Source organism: Muricoccus pecuniae, from assembly GCF_014199205.1.
Lineage (GTDB): Bacteria > Pseudomonadota > Alphaproteobacteria > Acetobacterales > Acetobacteraceae > Roseomonas > Roseomonas pecuniae.
This window is the reverse complement of sequence record NZ_JACIJD010000007.1, coordinates 128415-151122: the sequence shown is the minus strand read 5'-3', so window position 1 is coordinate 151122 and position 22708 is coordinate 128415. Positions and strand designations below refer to the sequence as shown.

Annotated in this window: 16 protein-coding genes; 10 read left to right on the top strand and 6 right to left on the bottom strand. The window is 72.8% G+C overall.

What is annotated here, in order from left to right; genetic code table 11:
• Positions 1-58: 58 nt before the first annotated feature.
• A complete protein-coding gene (locus FHS87_RS09455; RefSeq protein WP_184516839.1) occupies positions 59-1258 on the bottom strand; it encodes a M20 aminoacylase family protein in 1200 nt (399 codons plus the stop codon).
• Between the two features lie 186 nt (positions 1259-1444).
• Here FHS87_RS09455 and FHS87_RS09450 point away from each other — a divergent pair, with 186 nt between their 5' ends.
• The 7 genes from FHS87_RS09450 to FHS87_RS09420 all read left to right on the top strand — a co-directional run bounded on the left by FHS87_RS09450 (position 1445) and on the right by FHS87_RS09420 (position 12580).
• The gene (locus tag FHS87_RS09450; protein ID WP_184516836.1) at positions 1445-3040 is read left to right on the top strand and encodes an ABC transporter substrate-binding protein; all 1596 of its coding nucleotides are present in this window, start codon (positions 1445-1447) and stop codon (positions 3038-3040) included.
• Positions 3041-3155: 115 nt separating this feature from the next.
• Positions 3156-4154: an asparaginase gene (locus tag FHS87_RS09445; RefSeq protein WP_184516833.1), complete on the top strand. Its 999-nt coding sequence runs from the start codon at positions 3156-3158 to the stop codon at positions 4152-4154.
• A 486-nt stretch (positions 4155-4640) separates the two neighbouring features.
• Positions 4641-4919 carry a type II toxin-antitoxin system ParD family antitoxin gene (locus FHS87_RS09440; protein ID WP_184516830.1) on the top strand — a complete coding sequence of 93 codons (279 nt, stop codon included), beginning with the start codon at positions 4641-4643 and terminating at the stop codon, positions 4917-4919.
• The gene (locus FHS87_RS09435; protein WP_184516828.1) at positions 4916-8593 is read left to right on the top strand and encodes a PAS domain S-box protein; all 3678 of its coding nucleotides are present in this window, start codon (positions 4916-4918) and stop codon (positions 8591-8593) included. The genes FHS87_RS09440 and FHS87_RS09435 overlap by 4 nt, the downstream gene beginning before the upstream one ends.
• Positions 8594-8846: 253 nt before the next feature.
• Positions 8847-9992, top strand: a complete 1146-nt coding sequence (locus FHS87_RS09430) for a CaiB/BaiF CoA transferase family protein (RefSeq protein WP_184516826.1) — start codon at positions 8847-8849, stop codon at positions 9990-9992.
• Positions 9993-10001: 9 nt separating this feature from the next.
• Positions 10002-11396 carry an MmgE/PrpD family protein gene (locus FHS87_RS09425; protein ID WP_184516824.1) on the top strand — a complete coding sequence of 465 codons (1395 nt, stop codon included), beginning with the start codon at positions 10002-10004 and terminating at the stop codon, positions 11394-11396.
• A gap of 14 nt (positions 11397-11410) precedes the next feature.
• Complete coding sequence (locus FHS87_RS09420) at positions 11411-12580, top strand: acyl-CoA dehydrogenase family protein (protein WP_221299735.1); 1170 nt, start codon at positions 11411-11413, stop codon at positions 12578-12580.
• 58 nt (positions 12581-12638) lie between these two features.
• Here FHS87_RS09420 and cysG read toward each other — a convergent pair whose 3' ends face one another.
• A complete protein-coding gene (cysG, locus tag FHS87_RS09415) occupies positions 12639-14000 on the bottom strand; it encodes a siroheme synthase CysG (protein ID WP_184516822.1) in 1362 nt (453 codons plus the stop codon).
• 135 nt (positions 14001-14135) lie between these two features.
• On the opposite strand from cysG, the gene FHS87_RS09410 reads away from it, so the two are divergent.
• Together FHS87_RS09410 and FHS87_RS09405 are read left to right on the top strand one after the other, a co-directional pair.
• A complete protein-coding gene (locus FHS87_RS09410) occupies positions 14136-15824 on the top strand; it encodes an NADPH-dependent assimilatory sulfite reductase hemoprotein subunit (protein WP_184516820.1) in 1689 nt (562 codons plus the stop codon).
• The gene (locus FHS87_RS09405) at positions 15821-16102 is read left to right on the top strand and encodes a hypothetical protein (RefSeq protein WP_184516818.1); all 282 of its coding nucleotides are present in this window, start codon (positions 15821-15823) and stop codon (positions 16100-16102) included. The genes FHS87_RS09410 and FHS87_RS09405 overlap by 4 nt, the downstream gene beginning before the upstream one ends.
• A 221-nt stretch (positions 16103-16323) precedes the next feature.
• On the opposite strand, the gene paoC is transcribed toward FHS87_RS09405, so the two are convergent.
• The 4 genes from paoC to FHS87_RS09385 all read right to left on the bottom strand — a co-directional run bounded on the left by paoC (position 16324) and on the right by FHS87_RS09385 (position 21531).
• Positions 16324-18543 (bottom strand): aldehyde oxidoreductase molybdenum-binding subunit PaoC, encoded by a 2220-nt coding sequence (gene paoC / locus FHS87_RS09400; RefSeq protein ID WP_184516816.1) that lies wholly within the window; start codon positions 18541-18543, stop codon positions 16324-16326.
• Positions 18544-18546: 3 nt separating this feature from the next.
• Positions 18547-19497 carry an FAD binding domain-containing protein gene (locus FHS87_RS09395; protein ID WP_184516813.1) on the bottom strand — a complete coding sequence of 317 codons (951 nt, stop codon included), beginning with the start codon at positions 19495-19497 and terminating at the stop codon, positions 18547-18549.
• On the bottom strand, positions 19494-20159 hold the full coding sequence (gene paoA / locus FHS87_RS09390; protein WP_246418276.1) for an aldehyde dehydrogenase iron-sulfur subunit PaoA: 666 nt from the start codon (positions 20157-20159) through the stop codon (positions 19494-19496). The genes FHS87_RS09395 and paoA overlap by 4 nt, the downstream gene beginning before the upstream one ends.
• A 172-nt stretch (positions 20160-20331) precedes the next feature.
• The gene (locus tag FHS87_RS09385) at positions 20332-21531 is read right to left on the bottom strand and encodes an MFS transporter (protein WP_184516810.1); all 1200 of its coding nucleotides are present in this window, start codon (positions 21529-21531) and stop codon (positions 20332-20334) included.
• Between the two features lie 229 nt (positions 21532-21760).
• Between FHS87_RS09385 and FHS87_RS09380 the strand changes: the two genes are divergently transcribed.
• Positions 21761-22654, top strand: coding sequence for a LysR family transcriptional regulator (locus FHS87_RS09380; RefSeq protein ID WP_184516807.1), 894 nt, complete (start codon positions 21761-21763; stop codon positions 22652-22654).
• The last annotated feature ends 54 nt before the right edge of the window (positions 22655-22708 follow it).

The window sequence follows — 22708 nt, the reverse complement described above, 5'->3', positions numbered from 1 at the left end:
CGGCGGGGCGCGGCGGGCTTCCTCCCGCCCCGCCGGCTGGATGGGCGGCCGGGTGGCCTCAGCCCTCATCCAGCCCCAGCTCCTGCCCCACGAGGCTCGCCCAATAGGCCGAGCCGAGCGCCAGCGCCTCGTCGTTGAAGTCGTAATGCGGCGTGTGGACGTTGTGGAAGCTGCCATCCGGGTTGCTGCCATTGCCGATCCGCATGAACACGCCCGGCTTCTCCTGCAGCATGAAGGCGAAGTCCTCGCCCCCCGTGCTCGGCGGCACCTCGGCCACATTGGCCGCGCCGACCAGCGCGGCGGCGGCGGCGCTCGCGACAGGCACCTTCTCCGCCGTGTTCACCGTGGGCGGGCAGAGCGGCTCGTAGTCGAACTGCGCGGTGCAGCCATGGGCGGCGGCGAGGCTCTCGGCCAGTTCGCCGAGGCGCCGGCGGATCACGGCCTGCGCCTCCGGGTTGAAGTAGCGGGCAGTGCCGCGCACCACCACCTCCGCCGGCATGACATTGGGCGAGTTGAAGGAACCACCGGCGACATGGCCCACGCTGAGCGCCGCGCTCTCGATCGGCTTGAGGTTGCGCGGCAGCACCGTCTGCACGGCGAGGAGGAAATGGCCGAGCACCACGGTCGCGTCGGTGGCCAGGTGCGGCGCCGCGCCGCCATGCCCGCCCGTGCCGCGGAAGGTCACGCCCCAGAAGTCCGAGCCCGCGAGGATCGGCCCGGCCCGCGTGGCGAACTGCCCCACCGGGATGCCGGGAGAGTTGTGCAGGCCGTAGACGGCATCGACCGGGAAGCGCTCGAACAGCCCGTCCCGGATCATCGCGGGCGCGCCGGTCGCGGCCTCCTCGGCCGGCTGGAAGATGAACTGCACGGTGCCGGCGAAGTCGCGGTGCCGGGAGAGGTACTTCGCCGCGCCCAGCAGCATCGCCGTGTGGCCGTCATGCCCGCAGGCATGCATCTTCCCCGGCACGGTGGAGCGGTGGGCGAAGCTGTTCGCCTCCTCGATGAACAGCGCGTCCATGTCGGCGCGCAGCCCGATGGCGCGCTGGCCCGGGCGGCTGCCCTGCAGCGTGCCGACCACGCCGGTGACGCCGACGCGCTCCGTCACCTCCAGCCCCCATTCGCGCAGCTTCCCCGCCACCAGCGCCGCCGTCCTCACCTCCTCGAAGCGCGTCTCGGGATGCATGTGGATGTCGCGGCGGATGGCGATCAGCTCGTCGGCATAGGTCCGGATCTCGTCCAGGATGGCGTGGCGCGACATGGATCCCCTCTCTCGGTCTGGCCCGGGAGACTGGCAGAGCCGCTGCACCGGTTCCACCCCAGGCGCCCGCCCCGTGCGCCCGCATTGACCTTTCCGGCGGGCTATGCGGCAATCCCGGCGGATACCGCCGCGCAGACGGGGGCTCCGGGAGAAGAGCGCCGTCGCCGCCCCGTGACGGAGAAGACCATGGCCCGCATCAACGCCCGGCTGTCACGCCGCGCCGTCCTCGCCCTGCCCGCCGCCGCCGCGCTAATCGCCGGGGGAACCGCCCGGGCGCAGGGCACGATGCTGAACCTCGCCGTCGCGGCGCCGCCGACCTCTCTCGACCCGCACTACCACACGCTCTCGCCCAACAACATGATGGCGGAGCACTTCTTCGACCAGCTCGTGGGCCGGGACGCGAAGGCGCAGCTGCGGCCGGGCCTGGCGGAGTCCTGGCGGCTGGTGGACGACACGACCTGGGAGTTCAGGCTGCGCCGCGGCGTGAAGTTCAGCAACGGCGAGCCCTTCACCGCCGAGGACGTGGTGTTCACCCTCCGGCGGGTGCCGAACGTGGTGAACAGCCCGGGCTCCTTCGGCATCTACACCAGGGCGATCATCGCGTCGGAGATCATCGACCCGCACACGATCCGCTTCAAAACGGCCGGCATCTATCCCCTGCTCCCGCAGGACCTCAGCCAGGTCAACATCATCTCGAAATCCGTCGGCGACGGCGTCACCACGGGCGACTTCAACAACGGCCGCGCGGTGATCGGCACCGGCCCCTTCCGCCTCGTCTCCTTCACCCCCGACGACCGGGTGGTGATGGCACGGAACGAGGACTACTGGGGCGAGAAGCCGGAATGGACGGGGGTGACCTACCGCTTCATCCCGAATGACGGCGTGCGCGTGGCGGCGCTGCTCTCGGGCGACGTGCAGATGATCGACGTCGTGCCGCCTTCCGACATGCCGCGGCTGCGGAGCACCCCGGGCATCGCCTTCGCCGAGATCCCGAGCCTGCGCTCCATCTACATCAAGCTCGACACGGCGCACGACGTCTCCCCCTACATCACCGGCCCGAACGGGGAGAAGCTGGACAGGAACCCGCTGCGGGACCTGCGCGTGCGGCAGGCGCTCTCCATCGGCATCAACCGGCAGGCGATCGTGGACCGGGTGATGCAGGGCGCCGCGACCGCGAGCGGGCAGATGATGCCGCCCGGCGCCAACGGCCACATCCCCGACCTGGCGCCGCCCGCCCTCGACGTGGAGCGCGCGAAGGCCCTGCTCGCCGAGGCCGGCTATCCCAACGGCTTCTCGATCGGCCTCATCGGCCCCAACAACCGCTACGTGAACGACGCGCAGATCATCCAGGCCGTGGGCCAGATGTGGCAGCGCATCGGCGTGCGGACGCGGGTGGAGGCGATGCCCTTCTCCGTGCTGGCGCAGCGCCAGGCGCGCAACGACATGTCCGCGATGCTGATCGGCTGGGCGACGAGCGGCGAGCCCTCCAGCGCGCTGCGCGGGAACCTCACCACCCGCATCCCCGAGAAGGGCTTCGGCACGGTGAACTTCAGCGGCTACTCCAACGCCAGGGTCGACGCCCTCGTCGAGGAGGGTCTGCGCACGGCGGATGACGAGAAGCGCGAGGAGGTGTTCAAGCAGGCCATGCGCGCGGGGATGGAGGACGTGGCCCTCATCACGCTGCACATGCAGAAGAACATCTGGGCCCTTCGCGGCGGCCTGGCCTACGAGGCGCGGGCGGACGAGTACACCGTGGCCACGGGCGTGAGGCGCGGCCGGTAGAGGGGCCTCCGCCCGCGCCGGCCTCTCCGGTGCGGGGCCGCTCCGCGGCCGCTGCCCTTCCCAGGCGGGGCCGGGGCCGATACCAGGGGGCTCCACACCGGACGGAGCATTCGGCATGAGGCCTCGGGTCGCCTTCATCGGAACGGGAGGCACCATCGCCTCCCAGGGCGCGGGGCCGCTGGACACGACGAATTACGGCTCCTCCGGCAAACCGATGCTGGACGCGGCCGGGCTCCTCGCCCGCTTCCCGGAGGTGGCAGGGGTCGCCGATGTCCTGCCCGTCGCCTTCAGCGCCGTGCCGAGCCCCGACATCCACTTCCCCAGCTGGAAGGCGCTGGCCGTGCTCTGCGACCAGCTGGTGGCGGAGGATCCCGGCCTCGCCGGCATCGTCATCGGCCACGGCACGGCGACGCTGGAGGAGACAGCCTATGCGCTGCACCTCACGCTGAAGGTGGCCGTGCCGGTCGTGCTGGTCGGCGCGCAACGGCCCTCCTCCGCCCTCTCCACCGATGCCGGCCTGAACCTGGTGAACGCCGTGCGCGTGGCGGCGCACCCGGCCTCGCGCGGGATGGGCGTGCTCGTCGTGCTCAACGACGAGATCCAGGCGGCGCGGGAGGTGACGAAGACCTCGACGGGCCGGATGCAGACCTTCCGCTCCCCCGATTTCGGCGTGCTGGGCCAGGCGGACGGCGACAGCGTGAACTTCTACCGCCGCCCGCTTCGCCCGGGCGCGCCGGACACGCCCTTCGACATCCGCGGGCTGGAGGCGCTGCCGCGGGTGGACATCGCCTACGCCTATGCGGGGGCGGACGGCACGGCGGTGCGGGCCTTCCTGGCCGCTGGCGCGCAGGGGATCGTCTCCGCCGGCTTCGCCCCCGGCTTCTGCTCGCCGGGCGAGGTGGAGCCGCTGCGCGAGGCGGCGGCGCGGGGGGTGATCGTCGTCCAGTCCACGCGGTCGGGCTCGGGGCGCGTTTTCCCTACCGGCAAGCTTCGTGACCTCGGCTTCCTCACCGCCGACAACCTCTCGCCGCAGAAGGCGCGCATCCTCCTCGCCCTCGCGCTCACCGTCACGCGCGACCCGGCCGGGATCGCGCGGATCTTCGCCACCTACTGACCGCGAGCCGGCCGCCCGCCGGAGCGGCGGGTGGGTGGGATGCCATGACCGATCGAGCAATCCCCCGCCTCCTGCCTCTCTCCGGCATCCGCGTGCTCGACCTCACGAACGTGCTGGCCGGGCGGCGCTGAACGAGGCGGTGGGGGCGGCACTCGCCACCCGGGGCGCGGCGGAGTGGGAGGGGCCCGGTGGCCCGCAGCGCATCACTCATGCCCGCTTCCGCTTCGGCGACCTCAATCCCGCGCCCCGTAAACCCGCCCCACTCTCTCGGCCGATACGGACCGGTGGCTGGCGGAACCGGGCTACGACGCGGAGGACATTGTACGCCTGCGCGGCGCCACGAACGGGCTCCTGACCGGCGCAGAAAAGAATGAACAATCAGTGAAGAAGCGTCAGGATCCTCACCCTACCCGTGAGTTTTTGTCGATTGTCAAAGCCTGACAAATTCCCTATGTGACACCCACATCACCAATTCGTGAGGACTCGGTGGCGGCCCGCAACGTCAACCTCACGGACAGGCTCGCCGCCTTCGTGGACGAGCAGGTCCGGAACGGACGGCACCAGAACGCGAGCGAGGTGGTGCGGGAAGCGCTTCGCCGCTACGAGGCCGCCCTCGCGGCCGAGCGCGACGCGATGGGCATGGTCCGGGCCGCGCTGCGGAAGGCGATCCACCGCTCCGAAACGGGCGCCGATATCCGGCCCGAACTGCTCGAGACGGCCCTTGCCGAGATGGCCGAGGCATCCCCGGCCGGGCCCGGCGCATGAGCGACCGCGCCTCCCTCACCCGCTCCCCCGACGCGCGCCCGTTGCCCGGCGCCCCAGGCGGAGCCCCCGGCCCGCGCGGCTCCTCCCCGGCCCCGCGCGGCGGGCGGCACGTCCCGCGGCTGACTCTCTCCGGCCTTCTCCTGCTTCTCGTCCTCGCCGTGCTCCTGCCGGCCCTCGTCTTCGGGGCGGTCGCGAGCTGGAGGGCGGTGCAGGGCCAGCAGGCCGCGGCCGAGGCGCGCCTGCGCGACACCGCCCGCGCCCTCGCCCTGGCCGTGGACCGGGAGCTCGGCCGGCAGGCGGCCGCCCTCGCCGCCTTCGCCGCGCATCCCGCCTTCGGCCCCGACCCCTCCTCCCCCGACCTGGCCGCGCTGGACCGCCACGCCCGCAGCATGGCCCAGCGCCTCGGCCAGCCCATGTTCGTGGCCCGGGAGGACGGGCAGCTCATCCTCTCGACCCGCCTTCCCCTGGGCGCGCGCCTGCCCCGCACCACCGCGCAGGACCTCATCGACCGCGTCTTCACCACGGGCCAGCCGGCCGTGAGCAACCTCATGGTCGGCGCCATCTCCGGCGCGAAGCTCCTGACGGTCGGCGTTCCAGTTCCGGATCCTCGCGGCGGCGTCGCCCTCACCGCCGGCGCCGCGGTGCAGACGGAGCAGCTCCGCGACCTCCTCGCCGCGCAGGGCCTGCCGGAGGGGAGCTTTGCCTCCGTCGCCGACAGCGGGCAGGTGATCGTCGCGCGCTCCGACGCGACCCATGAGAAGGTCGTCGGGCGCCATATCCCGGCCGAGGCGGTGCCCAAGTATCTCGGACGCGAGGAAGGGATCTACCGCGCCACCCCGCTGGAGGGCACGGAGAGCGTCATCGCCTTCCGCGCGGTTCCCAATGCGCCGGGCTGGACCGTCTTCGTCGCCGAGCCCGCCGCCCGCTTCGACGCGGCCTGGCGCGGGCCGCTCCTGGCGCTGCTGGCCGGCGGCTCACTGGCGATCCTCATCGGCGCGGGCCTCGCGGCCCTCGCGGCGCGCGCGATCCTCGTGCCCCTGCGCCGGCTCGAAGCCCATGCGCAGGCGCTGGCGGAGGACGGGAACCTCGCGCGGGCAAGCTCCGCCGCGGCGATCCCTACCGCCCGCATCGCGGAGCTGGAGATGCTGCGGCGCGGCTTCGCCGAGGCCGAGGCCGCGCTCGCCGCGCGCGAGACGGAGCTGCAGGCCCTGTTCCGCGCCAGCCCGGTGGGCATCGTCCGCTCCGATACGGGCGGGCGGGTCCACGGGGCGAACGACGCCTTCCTCGCCATCATCGGCATGGACCGCGAGACCCTCGCGGCCGGCGAGGTGCGCTGGGACGAGCTGACGCCGCCAGAGGGGCTGGTCGCCGACGAGAGGGCGATCGCCGAGGCGGTGACCGCGCCCGACGGCCGCTGCCGCCCCTACGAGAAGGAGTATGTCCGCCGCGACGGCACCCGCGTGCCCGTGCTGCTCTCCTTCGCGATGCTCGACCGCGCGACGGGCATGGTGGCCTGCTTCGTGGTCGACCTCACGGAGCTCCGGCGCGGCGAGGAGGCGCAGCGGCGCGCGGCCGAGCGGCGCGCGCTGCTGCTGGAGGTCACGCGCCTCGCCCTGGAAGGGCGGCTCGACGAGGCGGCCCTGGCAACGAGCGTCTTCCGCAAGGTCGCGCCGCAGCTCGATGCCGGCCTCGCCTTCAACTACGCCGTCGACGCCGCCAAGGGCACCATGCGGTTCGTCGCCGGGCTCGGCGTGCCCGAAGAGCGCCTGGAGGGGGTGCGAAGCCTGGAGATGGGGCAGGCCTTCTGCGGCCACGTCGCCTCGACCGGCCTGCCGCTCCTGGCCGATTCGGCGCGGATCGAGCGGGAGGAAGGCGCCGCCTTCCTGCGCTCGGTCGGTGCGCGGGCCTATACCTGCCACCCCATCCTCGGGCGGGACGGGGAGATGCTCGGCACCTTCTCGCTCGCGAGCACGCGGAGGGACCATTTCGAGGAGGAGGACGTCGTCTTCCTCCAGGCCGTCTGCGACGTCATCGCGCTCGCCTGGCAGCGCCGGCAGGCGGAGGCGACGCTGCGGGAGAGCGAGACGCGGTTCCGCGCGCTCGTCGAGGCCTCGGCCGAGGCCGTCTGGACCTGCGACGCCGAGGGCGCGACGCACGAGCCCTCGCCGAGCTGGTGCGCCTTCACCGGGCAGAGCCAGGCGGAATGGCTGGGCTGGGGCTGGCTGGACGCCGTCCATCCCGAGGACCGGGAGGCGATGACCGCCCACTGGCGCCGCTGCCTGGCGGACCGGCGCCCCTATGTCACGGAGTACCGCCTGCGCCACCGCAGCGGCGGCTATCGCTGGACCCAGGCGCGCGCCACCCCCTTGCTGGCCGAGGACGGGTCGGTGACCGGCTGGATCGGCATGAATGCCGACATCACCGGGCGGCGCGAGGCCCAGGCCGTGCTGGAGCGTTCCCACGAGGAGCTGGAGCGGCTCGTCGAGGCGCGCACGCGCGACCTGGAGGACACGCAGGGGCGCCTGGCGCATGCGGAACGGATGCAGGCCCTGGGCCAGCTCGCCGGCGGCATCGCGCACGACTTCAACAACGTGCTCCAGGCCGTGCAGGGCGGCGCCTCGCTCATCCAGCGGCGCGCGGAGGAGCCGGAAGGCGTGCGCCGGCATGCCCGCCTCATCCTGGATGCCGCGGCGCGGGGTGCCGCCATCACGCGGCGCCTCCTGAGCTTCTCCCGCCGCGGTGACCTCCGGACCGAGCCGGTGAACCCCATCGACCTGCTCGCCGGCATGCGGGAGGTGCTGACCCACACGCTCGGCACCGGCATCGGCATCCGGGTCGAGGCGCCGCCCGGCCTGCCCCTGCTGACGGCCGACAAGGCCCAGCTCGAGACGGTGCTGGTCAACCTCGCGACGAATGCGCGGGACGCGATGGAGGGGAGTGGGACGCTCACCCTCTCCGCCGCGCTGGACATCCGGGGGGAGGACGGGCCCGTCCCGCTGAACCCGGGCCCCTATATCCGCCTCGCGGTCACGGATGACGGTGCCGGCATGCCGCCCGAGGTGCTGGCGCGGGTGACCGAGCCCTTCTTCACCACCAAGGGAACGGGCAAGGGCACCGGCCTCGGCCTCGCCATGGCGCGCGGCTTCGCCGAGCAGAGCGGCGGCGGGCTGCACATCGAGAGCACCCCCGGGCGGGGCACGTGCGTGACGCTCTGGCTCCCCCTCGCCCCCGGCCCGGCCTCCCACACGGCGCAGGACGAGGAGGAGCTGCCCGGCATGCCGGCCCGCAAGGTCCGGGTCCTGCTGGTCGACGACGACCCCATCGTGCGGGAGGTCACGGCCGAGGAGCTGAGGGCGGAGGGCTTCACGGTGATCTCCCTGGCCGAGGGCGAGGCCGCGATCCGCCTGCTCGACGACGGGGAACGCGTGGGGATCATCGTCTCCGACCTCTCCATGCCGGGGATGGACGGGCTCTCGGTGATCCGCGAGGCGCAGCGGCGCCGGCCGGAACTGCCCGCAATCCTCCTCACGGGCTACGTGACGAAGGCCGCGGAGCTCGCCATGGAGGGCGCGGGGGGCGGCAGCTTCACCCTCCTGCGGAAGCCGACCTCCGGACCGCAGATCGCGGCCTGCATCGGGGCGCTGCTGGATAAGGCGGTCGCCGCCGGGGACTGACCGGGGCCCCGGGGCGGGGCAGCGCGCTTCCACCATTGGCTTCCTGAATCGATCCGGGAACCCATTGGACGTTCCGGCCCGCCCCGGCCAGAGTGGCGGACGGATGACCGCCGCCTCCCCCTCCCCGGGGACGGCGGCGAGGAAAGCGCCGGACGAGCGCTGCTGGAGGAACGATGACGCACCAGGCCGCCCCCCCGATGCCGCCCCGCCCCCGGGCCGGGCGCGCCCGTGACGAGCGGGCGCCGGGGCAGTCGTGAGCGGGGCGGAAAGGCCGCTGGAAGGCCTGCTGGTCGTCGCGCTCGAACAGGCGGTGGCCGCCCCCCTCTGCAGCGCGCGGCTGGCCGATGCCGGGGCGCGGGTGATCAAGATCGAGCGGCCCGAGGGCGACTTCGCGCGCGGCTACGACGCCGCCGTCCACGGGCTCTCCAGCTATTTCGTCTGGCTCAACCGGGGCAAGCAGAGCCTCGTCGCCGACATCAAGGACCCCGGCGACGCCGCCCTGCTGCACCGGATCCTGGAGCGGGCGGACGTGTTCATCCAGAACCTCGCCCCCGGCGCCGCCGCCCGGGCGGGCTTCGGCTCGGAGGAACTGCGTCGCCGCCATCCCCGGCTCATCACCCTCGACATCACGGGCTACGGCACGGGCCACGACTATGCCGGGATGAAGGCCTATGACCTGCTCGTGCAGGCCGAGAGCGGGCTCGCCTCCATCACCGGCCACCCCGCCGGCCCCGGGCGCGTGGGCGTCTCGGTCTGCGACATCGCCTGCGGCATGGCCTCCCACGCGGCGGTGCTGGAGGCGCTGATCGGGCGCTCCGTCACCGGCCGCGGGCGGGGGCTGGAAGTGAGCCTCTTCGCCGGCATGGCGGACTGGATGAACGTCCCCCTCCTCTACTTCGAGGGCACGGGGCGCGCGCCGGAGCGCGTGGGCCTCGCCCATCCCTCCATCTGCCCCTACGGCGCCTTCGCGACGGCGGACGGGGCGCTGGTGCTGCTCTCGATCCAGAACGAGCGGGAATGGGCGCGCTTCTGCGACGCCGTGCTCGGCCAGCCCGATCTCCCCGGGTGGGAGGGCTTCGGGAGCAACACCGCCCGCGTCGCCAACCGTCCGACGGTGGACGGGCTCGTCGCCGGGGTGCTCGGCGCGCTGACGCGGGAGGAGGCGGCGGCGCGGCTCGATGCGGCCGGCACGGCCTACGGCTTCGTCAACGGCGTGGCGGAGCTGGCGGGGCATCCCGCCCTGCGCCGCGTGGAGGTGGCCACGCCGGGGGGCATCGCCTCCATCGTCGCCCCGCCCGCCCTGCATGACGGGCGGGTGCCGGAACTCGGCCCCGTTCCCGCGATCGGCGAGCACGACGCGCTGATCCGCACCGAATTCGCCGTCTCCCAGCCGGCCTGAGAGGATGCCATGACCGTCACTTCAGCCCTTTCCGCCTTCACCGCCGGGCTGCGGACCGAGGCGCTGCCGCCCGAGGTGGTGGCGCGCGCCCGGCTGCTCGTGCTCGATCTTCTCGGCAATGCCGTGCGCGCGCGGCGGGACGCCGAGAGCACGCCGCCGCTGCTCGCCGCCGTGCGCGCCCTCGGCCTGGACCGCGGCGAGGCGCGCGTGGTCGGGGACAGCGCCACCTTCTCCCCCGCCGGGGCGGCGCTGGTGAACGCCACCCTCGGCCACTCGCTCGACTTCGACGACACCCATGCGGAGGCGGTGCTGCATCCCGGCGCCCCCGTCATCCCCGCCGCCCTGGCCGCGGCGGAGATGACCGGCGCCTCGGGGGCGGAGGCCATGGCGGGCATCGTCGCGGGCTACGAGGTGGCGCTGCGCCTGGCGCTCGCCCTGCCGGCGGGCGCCCATTACGACCGGGGCTTCCATCCCTCCGCCACCTGCGGCGCCTTCGGGGCGGCCGCCGCGGCGGCGCGGGTCTTCGGGCTGGACGCGGCGGGGGTCGCCTCCGCCCTCGGCATCGCCCTCAGCCAGAGCGCGGGCAGCCTGCAGTTCCTGGCGAACGGCGCCTGGACCAAGCGCTTCCAGGTGGGCTGGGCCGGGATGGCCGGGCTCGCCGCCGCCGCCCTCGCGCGGGAGGGGTTCAAGGGCGCCGCCGACCCGATCGAGGGGAAGCACGGCTTCCTCAACGCCTATGCTCCTTCCCCCAACCCGTCGCGCGCCCTGCGGGACCTCGGGGACGTCTTCGAGCTGATGGCGACGGGGGTGAAGCCCTATCCCTCCTGCCGCTGGGGCCATGCCGGGATCGACGCGGCCCTCGCGCTGCGGGCCGAGCTGGGCCTGAAGCCCGAGGAGGTGGAGGGCGCGACGCTCGGCCTCTCCCGCGCCGCGCTGCTGCTCGTAGGCGAGCCCGCCGCGCGGAAGGCGGACCCGCAGAACGTGGTGGACGGCCAGTTCAGCGGCCCCTTCGTCATCGCCTGCGCCCTGGCGACGGGGCGCATGGACTGGGACAGCTACGGGCTGCTGCACGACCCCACGATCCGCGCCCTGCTGCCGCGCATCGCCTGCGCGCATGACGAGGAGATCGAGGCGGAGTTCCCCGCGAACATGTCGGGCAAGCTCACCCTGCGCGCGCGGGGCCAGGTCTTCACGCGCAAGGTGGTGGTGCCCAAGGGCGAGCCCGCCAACTTCCCGACCGACGGCGAGCTGCGCGCGAAGTTCGCCGGGCTAGCCGATGCCGTGCTCGGCGCCGGGCCCGCCGCCCGCCTCGCCGAGGGCGCGCTCCGGCTGGACCGGCTGAACGAGGCCGCCACCCTGCTGCACCTCGCCGCCCCGCAAGCCGACGGCCGCGCAGCCGCCTGAGAGAGACCGGTACGATGGACCAGATGATGACAGGCGCGGAGCCGCATGCCGACCTGCGCGCGGAAGTGGCCAAGCTCTGCGCCCGCTTCCCCGGCGAGTACTGGCGCAAGCTGGACGAGGTGCGGGGCTACCCGACGGAGTTCGTGCAGGCGCTGACGGAAGCGGGCTACCTCGCCGCGCTGATCCCGGAGGAGTATGGCGGCGCGGGGCTCGGCCTCTCCGCCGCGGCCGCGATCCTGGAGGAGGTGCAGCGCCAGGGCTGCAACGGCGCCGCCTGCCACGCGCAGATGTACATCATGGGCACCATCCTGCGGCACGGCAGCGATGCCCAGAAGGCGGAGTACCTGCCCCGGATCGCGAGCGGCGAGCTGCGGCTCCAGGCCTTCGGCGTCACGGAGCCGACGAGCGGCACCGACACCACCGCGCTCCGCACGACGGCGCGGCGCGAGGGGGACCGCTACATCGTCAACGGCCAGAAGATATGGACGAGCCGGGCCGAGCATTCCGACCTGATGCTGCTGCTGGCCCGCACCACGCCGCGCGACGGGGTGGCGAAGAAGACCGAGGGGCTCTCCACCTTCATCGTGGACATGCGCCGCGCGCTGGACAACGGCCTGACCATCCGCCCGATCCGCACGATGATGAACCACAACTCCTGCGAGGTCTTCTTCGACAACATGGAGGTGCCGGCGGAGAACCTCGTCGGCGAGGAGGGGCGCGGCTTCCGCTACGTGCTGGACGGCATGAACGCCGAGCGCCTCCTGATCGCCTCCGAATGCATCGGCGACGCCAAGTGGTTCATCGATAAGGCGGTGGCCTACGCGAAGGAGCGCGTGCTCTTCGGCCGTCCCATCGGGGCCAACCAGGGCGTGCAGTTCCCCATCGCCCAGGCCTATGCCCGCATGCGCGCCGCCGAGGCCATCGTCCAGAAGGGGCTGGAGCGCTTCGAGCGCGGCGAGCGCCCGGGCGAGGAGGCCAACATGGGCAAGATGCTCGCGGCCGAGGCGAGCTGGGCCGCCGGCGAGGCCTGCATCCAGACCCATGGCGGCTTCGGCTTCGCCGAGGAGTACGACATCGAGCGCAAGTTCCGCGAGACGCGCCTGTACCAAGTGGCGCCGATCAGCACGAACCTCGTCCTCTCCTATCTCGGCGAGCACGTGCTGGGCATGCCGCGGAGCTACTGATCCGGCACTCCTTCGTCCCGGCCGGCCGTGAGATCCGCATCCTCACGGCCAGCGGCGGTCAGGCAGGCCGGAGTTCGGCGACGCTTCGCCCGGCCTCGGCGAAGGTGCCCGCACCCTCCCCCGCGGCGGTGACGCTGCCGATGAGGGTCATGACCGGCCCGCCGGTGTGCCACTCGCCCGCGCGGTCGGCGACGCGGCCGAGGGTGTCGCGCAGGACCCGCTGGGCGCCGGTGGCGCCGCTCTCGATGAGGGCGGCGGGCGTGTCCGGGTCGAGCCCGGCCGCGACAAGCCCGTCCCGGAGCGCGGGCAGGGTCGAGACCCCCATGTAGATGGCCAACGTCTGCCCGGGCCGGGCAAGGGCGGCGAAGTCGAGGTCGAGCCGGCCGTCGCGGGTGTGGCCGGTGGCCAGGGTCAGGGAGCGGGCGTGGTCGCGATGGGTGAGCGGGATGCCGCTCGCCGCCCCGCAGGCAAGCGCGGCGGTGACGCCCGGGACGACCTCGCAGGGCACGCCCGCGGCCCGGCAGGCCTCCAGCTCCTCGCCCCCGCGCCCGAAGACGAAGGGGTCGCCCCCCTTGAGGCGCACGACCCGCTTGCCCTTCCGTGCCAGGCGGACGAGGAGGTCGTTGATCGCCTCCTGCGGCAGGCAGTGCATCGCCCGCTGCTTGCCGACATAGATCCGCTCGGCATCGCGGCGCGCGAGGTCGAGCACGCCCTCTCCCACCAGCCGGTCATGGACGATCACGTCGGCCTCGCCGAGCAGGCGGAGGGCGCGCAAGGTCAGCAGGTCGGGCGCCCCCGGCCCCGCGCCGACGAGGTGGACGATGCCCCCCGGCCGCGCCTCGGCCGCCCCCAGCGCCGTGGCGAAGGCTGCCTCGGCCTCCTCCTCCCGGCCCGCGAGGGCGAGGTCGGCCACTGGGCCCGCAAGCGCCGCGTCGAGGAAGCGCCGGCGCGCGGCGGTGTCGGGCAGCGCCCGGCGGATGGCGTCCTTGAAGCGCCCGGCAAGGGCGGCGAGCCGGCCGAGGGAGGGGGGCAGCACCGTCTCGATGCGCTGGCGGACGAGGCGGGCCAGCACGGGGGCGGCGCCCCCGGTGGAGATGCCGATGGTGATCGGGGCGCGGTCGACGATGGCCGGCATGACGAAGGAGCAGAGTTCGGTCCGGTCCACGATGTTCACGGGCACGCCGCGGGCGAGGCAGTGGGCCGAGAGGGCCCGCAGGTCCTCCTCGGGCGCGCCCGCGCCGATGGCGATCGCGCAGCCCTCGGGCAGCACCTCCCCGTGCTCGCCGCCGAAGCGCCCGGCCCGGTGCAGCACGGCGCCCGCCCGCGCCAGCAGCCCCGCCTTCATCTCCACCGCCTCGCCCTCGCCGAGCACGAAGGCCACGCGGCCGGAGAGATCCAGGAAAGCGGGGAAATGACGCATCGGAGACCTTTAGCGGCCCCTGGCAACCGGCGTGAATAGGAGAGTTACACCAAATGCCATCGGTAATAGGGAAAACCATTCCCTTGCTGGCCGCGTGATTTCGGATTTTTCTCGGGCGGAGGATTAGGAAGCGGCATGACGGGTAAGCTGAGCGGCGCCGAGGGGATCAAGTCCGGCAGCCAGGGCCTGCGGGGTACGATCGCGGAGGAACTGGCGGCGGCCGACGCTCCCGGCGGGTTGAGCGAGGCCGCCTTCACGCTGCTGAAGTTCCACGGCACCTACGAGCAGTTCGACCGCGACACCGCGACAGCCCGCAAGCAGTCCGGTCAGGACAAGGACTGGCAGTTCATGGTGCGCGTGCGCGCCCCGGCCGGCCGCCTGACCGCGGCTCAGTGGCTCGACCTGGACGCGCTCGCCGACCGGGACGCCGACGGGACCATGCGCCTGACCACGCGCCAGGGAGTGCAGTTCCACACCGTCCGGCGCGGCGACCTGAAGCGCTGCATCGCCTCCATCGAGGAGGCGCTCCTGACCACCATGGCCGCCTGCGGTGACGTGGCGCGCAACATCACCACCTCGCCCGCGCCGCGGCGCGACGCGCTGCACGCCCGGCTGGAGCGGGAGGCCTTCGCCCTCTCCTCCGCCCTGCTGCCGCGCACCCGCGCCCATCACGAGATCTTCCTGGGCGACGCGCCGGTCGGCGAGCAGGGGGACCCGCTCTACGGCGAGAGCTACCTGCCCCGGAAGTTCAAGACCTCCCTCGCCCACCCCGCCGACAACACGCCGGACATTCTCTCCAACGATCTCGGCTTCATCGCCCGGACCGACGAGGCCGGCGAGGTCACGGGCTGGATCGTCACCGTGGGCGGCGGCATGGGCATGACCCACAACAAGCCCGCCACCTATCCTCGCCTCGCCGATCCCGTCACCGTCATCGGGCCGGACGAGGTGGAGAGGATGGCGCGCGCCGTGGTGCGCCTCTTCCGCGACCACGGCGACCGCTCGGACCGCCGCCACGCGAGGCTGAAATACGTCGTCGCCGAGCGCGGGGTCGACTGGGTGCGCGAGCGCCTGTCGGAGGATCTCGGCCGCACGCTTCCCCCGGCGCCGCCGCTGCCCCGGCTCGACGTGCCGGAACTGCTCGGCTGGCACGAGCAGGGCGACGGGCTGATCTGGCTCGGCCTGCCCATCCCCTCCGGCCGCATTGCCGACAAGCCGGGGCTGCGGCTGCGCACGGCCTTGCGCGAGGTGATCGGCCGCTTCGGCCTCGATCCCATCGCCACGCCGCAACAGGACCTCATCCTCTCCAACATCAGGCCGCAGGACCGCGAGGCGCTGGTCGGGATCCTGCGCGGCCACGGCGTGCTCTTCGCGGAGGAGCTGTCGCCGGTGGCGCGCTGGTCGCTCTCCTGCACCGCCCTGCCCACCTGCGGCCAGGCCCTGACGGAGGGCGAGCGCGTGCACGCCCCGATCGTCGCGCAGGTGCAGGACGTGCTGGCGCGGCACGGTCTCCTGCAGGAGCGGATCTCCGTTCGCCTGACCGGCTGCCCCAATGGCTGCGCGCGCCCCTATTCCGGCGATATCGGCGTGGTGGGGCGCTCGCCCGGCATCTACGCCCTCTTCGTCGGCGGGGACTTCGAGGGCACGCGCCTCTCCTTCCCGCTCGTGGACAAGGTCCGGACGGAGGATGTGGGCGAGGCGCTCGATCCGTTGCTCGCCGCCTTCGCGGTGCAGCGCCGGACGGGCGAGAGCTTCGGCGACTTCTGCCATCGCCACGGCCCCGAGGCGATGCGCGCCCTGCGCGAGGCGCCCGTCCCCGCATGACGGCCGCCGTCGGTGGCTGGGCAGCGGGAAGGCAGGTGTTCCCCGGCGTGTCACGAACCGAGGCGGAGGTCGTTCCCTTGTCCGATCCCATCCACTCGCCGGACCTGCCGCATCGCTCTGCATCCGCCTGCCCGGCGGCAGGCCGCCCTTCGCGCGGCCTCGCGGCGGGCTGGCGCTCACCACGCGCGCGCCAGTTGCTCGCCGCCATCGATGGCGTGAGTCGGCTGGCCGTGCTGTTCGCCATCATCCTCGGCTTCATCAGGATCTTCGCGAACTGAGCGAGGAAGGATCTGCGGCGCCGGACATGCCCGGCGCCCATCACTCCCCGACTATCATCCTCGACGCGCCCTGATCCTGCCTCAAGCTATCGACGGCAGGACCGCGCAACCCTGAAGCGAGGGTCGCGCCAGGCCTGCCTCGCCGTGGCGAAGCAGGCCTGGCACTCCCGAAGCAGCGCCAATCCGGGGTGAGGCCGGCCTGAGCCGCCTCTCCCACGGCATCACACCGGCTGCGGCAACTTATCGATCAGCTTGTCCAGCGTGATCGGGTAGTTCCGGACGCGGATGCCGGTCGCGTTGTGGATGGCGTTGGCGATCGCGCCGCCCACGCCGCAGAGCCCGAGTTCGCCCACGCCCTTCGCCTTCATGGGCGAGGACATCGGGTCCACCTCGTCGAGGAAGATCACCTCCTGGTGCGGGATGTCGGCATGCACCGGCACCTCGTATCCCGCGAGGTCGTGGTTGACGAAGAAGCCCAGGCGCTTGTCGACGGCCAGCTCCTCGATCAGCGCGGCGCCCACGCCCATGGTCATCGCGCCGATCACCTGGCTGCGCGCCGACTTCGGGTTGAGGATGCGTCCCGCCGCGCAGACCGCCAGCATGCGCCGGACCCGCGTCTCGCCGGTCAGTGCATCCACCCCGACCTCGACGAAGTGGCCGGCGAAGGTGGATTGCTGGTAGCGCTTGGCCAGGTCGCCGTACTCGATCACGTCCTCGGCCACGAGGCCGTCCCCGCCCGCCGCCTGGCCCAGCGGCACGGTGCGGTTGCCGGCGCGGACCTGCCCGTCGGCGAACTCCGCCTCGGCCGAGTTGAAGCCGAGCCTCTGCGCCACGGCCTCGCGCAGTTTCATGCAGGCGGCGTAGACGCCGGCGGTGGAGTTGTTCGCGCCCCACTGCCCGCCCGAGCCCGCGGAGGCCGGGAAGCTTGAATCCCCTAGGCGCACGCTCACCTTGTCGAGCCCGACGCCCATCATCTCCGCCGCGGTCTGGGCGATGATGGTGTAGCTGCCCGTGCCGATATCGGTCATGTCGGTCTCGACGGTGACCACGCCCTGTCCGTCGAGCCGCACGCGGGCGGCGGACTTGGTCAGCAGGTTGTTGCGGAAGCCCGCGGCCACCCCCATGCCGATGAGCCAGCGTCCCTCGCGCCGCTGCCCGGGCGTGGGGTTGCGGTTGGCCCAGCCGAAGCGCTCGGCGCCCTGGCGCAGGCACTGCACGAGCTGGCGCTGCGAGAACCGGCGCTCCGGATGCTCGGGATCGACCTGGGTGTCGTTGATGATGCGGAACTCGACGGGGTCGATGCCCAGCCGCTCCGCCATCTCGTCCATGGCGATCTCGAGCGCCATCATGCCCGGCGCCTCGCCCGGTGCGCGCATCGCGTTGCCCTCGGGAAGGTCGAGCACGGCGAGGCGCATCGCGGTCAGCCGGTTGGCGCCGGCATAGAGCAGCTTCGTCTGAGAAACCGCCGTCTCCGGCCCGCCTCCCTCCAGGTCACCGGAGGTGCTCTCATGCGCGATGGCCGTGATCTTCCCGTCGCGATCCGCCCCGATGCGGATGCGCTGGATCGTCGCCGGCCGGTGCGTGGTGTTGTTCGCCACCAGCGGGCGGGTCAGCGCCAGCTTCACCGGCCGCCGCGCGGCCTTCGCGCCCAGCGCCGCGAGCACGGCATCGGCGCGCAGGAAGAGCTTCCCGCCAAAGCCGCCGCCGACATAGGGGCTGTCCAGCCGCACGTTCTCCGCCGGGATGCCGAGCGTCGTCGCGACGTCGCGCTTGCCCCAGGCGATCATCTGGTTCGAAGTCCAGAGCGTGAGCTTATCGCCCTCCCAGGCGGCGACGGTCGCGTGCGGCTCCATGGCCGCATGGCTCTCGTCGGGCGTGGTGTAGGTCTCGTCCAGCTTCACCGGCGCCGCGGCGAAGGCGCCCTCGAAATCGCCGAAGCGGTCCTCGGGCGGCGCACCGCTGCCCTCGCCGCTGTCGCCGGGAACGAGCTCGGCCTTCGGGGCCTCGGCGGCGAGGTCGTAGCGGCCGGGCTGGCGGGCGTAGTCCACCCGGATCAGCGCCGCGGCGTCGCGCGCCTGCTCGAAGGTCTCGGCCACCACCACGGCGACCGCCTGGTGGTAGTGCTGGATATCGGGGCCGCCGAACAGGGTGGCGGTGTTCATCTTCCCCTTCTCCAGCGGCGGCATGTCGAGCGTTGTCACAACCGCCAGCACGCCGGGCGCGCGGCGTGCTGGCGCGGTGTCGATCGCGTTGATGCGCCCCTTGGCGATGGCGGCGCCGAGGACGAAGCCGTAGGCCTGGTCCGCCGCGACGTCGTGCCGCTCATAGGCGTAGGGCGCGGTGCCCGTGGTCTTCAGCGGCCCGTCGATGCGGTCCAGCGGCTTGCCCACGACCTTGAGCTGGTCGATCGGGTTCCCGGTGGCGGGTGTGTCGAACTTCATGGCTCAGCCCCTCGCCTCGGACAGCACGGATGCGAGTGCGCGCTCGGCCAAGGTGACCTTGAACGCGTTCTCATGGGTCGGCCGCGCACCGTTCAGGATCGCGGCCATGGCGGGCTTGGCACCGCGCGGCAGCTCGGCCTCGGCCGCTTCCACCCGCCAGGGCTTGTGCGCCACGCCGCCCAGCGCCACGCGCCCCGTGCCGTCCGGCTGCACCACGGCCGCCACCGAGACGAGGGCGAAGGCGTAGGAGGCCCGGTCGCGCACCTTGCGGTAGAACTGCCGACCGCCGAGCGGCGGCGGCAAGGTCACCGCGGTGATGAACTCGCCCCTACCCAGCGCCGTCTCGATATGCGGCGTGTCGCCGGGAAGGCGGTGGAACTCGGCCATCGGGATGCTGCGGGTCGTGCCGTCCGGCCTCACCGTCTCCACCACCGCGTCCAGCGCGCGCATGGCAACCGCCATGTCGCTGGGATGGGTCGCGATGCAGGCCTCGCTCATGCCGATCACCGCGAGGTGGCGCGTGACGCCGCCGATGGCCGAGCAGCCGCTGCCGGGCTGGCGTTTGTTGCAGGCCATGTTGGTGTCGTAGAAGTAGGGGCAGCGCGTGCGCTGGAGCAGGTTGCCCGCCGTCGTCGCCTTGTTGCGAAGCTGCCCCGTGGCGCCGGCCAGCAGCGCGCGGGTGAGCACGCCGTAGTCGCGCCGCACGCGCTCATCGGCGGCCAGATCCGTGTTGCGCACCAGCGCCCCGATGCGCAGCCCGCCCTCGGGCGTGGCCTCGATCCGGTCCAGGCCGAGGCCGTTGACGTCGATCAGGTGGCTCGGCACCTCGATCTGGAGCTTCATGAGGTCGAGCAGGTTGGTCCCGCCCGCGATGAACTTGGCGGCGGGGTTGCGGTTGGCCGCCGCGGCCGCCTCGGCGGGCGTGCGGGCGCGCTCGTAGGTGAAGGGCCTCATGCCTGCCTCCCCGCGACTTCGGTGATCGCGTCGACGATGTTGGAATAGGCGCCGCAGCGGCAGATGTTGCCGCTCATGCGCTCGCGGATCTCGTCCGCCGTGAGCTGGGGTGCCGCGGTCAGGTCGGCCGTCACATGGCTCGGCACGCCCGCCTTGATCTCCTCCAGCATCGCGACGGAGGAGCAGATCTGGCCCGGGGTGCAGTAACCGCACTGGTAGCCGTCATGCTTCACGAAGGCGGCCTGCATGGGGTGCAGGCTGTCGGGCTGCCCCAGCCCCTCGATGGTCTTCACCTCGTCGCCCTCGTGCATGACGGCGAGCGTCAGGCAGGAGAGAACCCTCTGGCCGTCCACCATCACCGTGCAGGCGCCGCACTGGCCGTGGTCGCAGCCCTTCTTGCTGCCCGTCAGCTGCAGGTGCTCGCGCAGGGCGTCCAGCAGCGTCGTCCGCGTGTCCAGCTCCAGCTCGCGCCGCTGCCCGTTCACCATCAGCGAGACCTTGGACAGCACGGGCACTCCGGCGGCCGGGGCGGCCGCAGCGCTGCCGCCCGCCCCCTGCGCACCGGCAGGGCCGGCGGCGGCGAAGCTCGTCGCCGTGGCGGCCCCGGCCAGCAGGCCGCGCCGGGTTGGCTCGAAGTCAGGGCTCCCCATCTCGTTCTCCATCACCATTCCTCGTCTTTCCGCCTGAGTTGCCGGCCGACACGCGGCTTGCGGCTCTCTGTGAATCCGGCCTGCGGCTGCGCCTGACCGGGCAGGAGGGCATGCCGCCCCCTCGCCTTCCTCCGCGCCGAGCACACAGAACGGCGCACCCGCCCAAAAGTCGCGCGGGATTGTCCTACTCGCCCCGCCCCGGCCCGCCGCGCCAGCTCAGGAGCGCGAGCAGGGCGGAGGCGCACAGCAGCGCCGCGCTGATGCCGAAAGTGCTGCGGTAGCCGCTGAGGTCGAACAGGAAGCCGCCCACCGAGGCTCCCAGGGTGATGGCAAGCTGGATGGTCGCGACCATCAGCCCCCCGCCCGCCTCGGCATCCTCCGGCAACGTCCGGCTCAGCCAGGTTCCCCAGCCGACGGGCGCGGGCGTGCCGATGAGCCCCCACCCCGCCAGCAGGGCCGCCGTCGCCGCCGGCCAGTGCCCCAACCCCATCAGCGCGATCGCGATTGCCGCCATCCCGAGCGGGATGCCCACCAGCACGGCGGGCAGGCTCGCCCGCAGGAACCAGCCGATGAGATAGGTGCCGACGAAGCCCGCGACCCCCACGGCGAGAAGGATGAGCGACAGGGTCGGGACATCCACGCGCGTGACCGTCTCAAGGAAGGGGCGGAGATAGGTGAACAGCGCGAACTGTCCCATGAACAGGAACAGGATCGCGAGCATGCCCGTGGCGACCCGGGGGCGGCGGAGCAGACCGAAGGCGGCCCCGGCGCCCGACCGGCGTTCGGCGGGTAGCGGCGGGATGGTCGCCAGCTGCCAGGCGAAGGCCAGCGCGGCCAGGGGGACGACGCAGAAGAAGGCGCCTCGCCACCCGATATAGGCGCCGAGAAAGCTCCCGAGGGGCGCCGCCACCGTCGCGGCCAGGGCATTGCCGCCGTTCAGGATCGCGAGCGCCTTCGGCACCTCCTCGCGGGGGACGAGGCGCATCACGGTGGCGGTCGACATCGACCAGAAGCCGCCGATCGCCACGCCGAGCAGCGCCCTCCCGGCCATCAGGACGGGGTAGCTCGGCGCGAAGGCGACGATGCTGCCGGAGACGGCCATGAGCAGCGTGAAGGCGAGCAGCACGGTGCGGCGGTCGAGCCGCCCCGAGGCCGCGGAGGCGAAGAGGCTGGTCAGGACGGCGAAGATGCCGGACACCGAGATCGCCTGCCCGGCCTGCCCCTCCGTCATCCCGAGATCGGAGGCGACCGGCGTCAGCAGGCTGACCGGCATGAACTCCGACGCGATGAGCGCGGCCGCGCACAGCGTCATCGCGAGAACCGCGCCCGAGCGCGAGGAATGCGAAGGGAGCGCCCCGGCGCCCGAGATGGTTCGTCCGCTCATCGGTGACCTTTCCCCTTCAGCTTGTCGGAAATGGCTCTCAGGTCGTGGCCAGGGAGGCCGCGGGCTCGCCGCCGGGGCCGGGATGACGCCCGCCCGAGCCCCACGCCCTCCCCTGCCGTGACCTCGGCAGCCGGCGTGACCGACAAGAGCATGGAGCCGTGAGATAGCGGGTGCCGCCCCCGGCGATTAGACGCTAAGTCCCGCACGAGGCTATAAGCAGGACTTCTCAATGGCGCGGTCGGACCTGAACGACCTGGAGGCGTTCCTCGCCGTGGCGCGCGCGGGAAGCTTCACCCGGGCCGCGGCGAAGCTCGGCGTCTCCCAATCGGCCCTCAGCCAGACCCTGCGCGGGCTGGAGGAACGGCTCGGCATCCGCCTCCTGGCCCGAACCACGCGCAGCGTGGCGCCGACGGATGCGGGCGAGCGCCTGCTCCGTACCCTCGGCCCGGCTCTCGACGGGATCGACCAGACCCTGGCGCAACTCAGCGAGTTCCGCGACCGGCCCTCCGGCACCATCCGCATCACGGCGGGCGAGCACCCCGTCGACGCCATCCTCTGGCCGGCCCTGGAGCGGCTCCTGCCCGACTATCCCGACATCAAGGTCGAGATCGATGTCGACAACACCCTCACCGATCTCGTGGCCGGGCGGTACGATGCGGGCATCCGCTTCGGCGACCAGGTGGCGAAGGACATGGTCGCCCTGCGCATCGGGCCGGACATGCGGATGGCGGTCGTCGGCGCCCCCGCATATTTCGCACGCCACCCGCGGCCGAACACGCCGCAGGACCTGACCGACCATGCCTGCATCAACCTGCGCCTGCCGACGCACGGCTCCCTCTATGCCTGGGAGCTGGAGAAGGGGGAGCGCGAGTTGAGGGTGCATGTGGACGGACCGCTGGTGGTCAACACCCCGGCCCTGCTCCTCCGGGCGACCCTCGCCGGCCTCGGCCTGGCCTGCGTCTTCGAGGACCAGGTTCGGGATCACCTCGCCTCGGGGCGGCTGGAGCGCGTGCTCGCCGACTGGTGCCCGCCCTTTTCGGGATACCATCTCTACTATCCCAGCCGGCGCCAGCCGACCCCGGCCCTCGCCTTGCTGGTAGAGGCCCTGCGCTACCGGGGCTGAAGCGGCGGCCCCTCGCGCGCCGCATGTTGTTAGCTGCCCCCGGACCGGCCCTCC

Coding starts and splice junctions, on each gene's coding strand:
- FHS87_RS09420 (WP_221299735.1), top strand. CDS start 11,411: ATGGACCAGATGATGACAGGCGCGGAGCCGCATGCCGACCTGCGCGCG.
- paoC (WP_184516816.1), bottom strand. CDS start 18,543: ATGAAGTTCGACACACCCGCCACCGGGAACCCGATCGACCAGCTCAAG.
- cysG (WP_184516822.1), bottom strand. CDS start 14,000: ATGCGTCATTTCCCCGCTTTCCTGGATCTCTCCGGCCGCGTGGCCTTC.
- FHS87_RS09410 (WP_184516820.1), top strand. CDS start 14,136: ATGACGGGTAAGCTGAGCGGCGCCGAGGGGATCAAGTCCGGCAGCCAG.
- FHS87_RS09435 (WP_184516828.1), top strand. CDS start 4,916: ATGAGCGACCGCGCCTCCCTCACCCGCTCCCCCGACGCGCGCCCGTTG.
- FHS87_RS09405 (WP_184516818.1), top strand. CDS start 15,821: ATGACGGCCGCCGTCGGTGGCTGGGCAGCGGGAAGGCAGGTGTTCCCC.
- FHS87_RS09455 (WP_184516839.1), bottom strand. CDS start 1,258: ATGTCGCGCCACGCCATCCTGGACGAGATCCGGACCTATGCCGACGAG.
- FHS87_RS09425 (WP_184516824.1), top strand. CDS start 10,002: ATGACCGTCACTTCAGCCCTTTCCGCCTTCACCGCCGGGCTGCGGACC.
- paoA (WP_246418276.1), bottom strand. CDS start 20,159: ATGGAGAACGAGATGGGGAGCCCTGACTTCGAGCCAACCCGGCGCGGC.
- FHS87_RS09395 (WP_184516813.1), bottom strand. CDS start 19,497: ATGAGGCCCTTCACCTACGAGCGCGCCCGCACGCCCGCCGAGGCGGCC.
- FHS87_RS09445 (WP_184516833.1), top strand. CDS start 3,156: ATGAGGCCTCGGGTCGCCTTCATCGGAACGGGAGGCACCATCGCCTCC.
- FHS87_RS09450 (WP_184516836.1), top strand. CDS start 1,445: ATGGCCCGCATCAACGCCCGGCTGTCACGCCGCGCCGTCCTCGCCCTG.
- FHS87_RS09380 (WP_184516807.1), top strand. CDS start 21,761: ATGGCGCGGTCGGACCTGAACGACCTGGAGGCGTTCCTCGCCGTGGCG.
- FHS87_RS09385 (WP_184516810.1), bottom strand. CDS start 21,531: ATGAGCGGACGAACCATCTCGGGCGCCGGGGCGCTCCCTTCGCATTCC.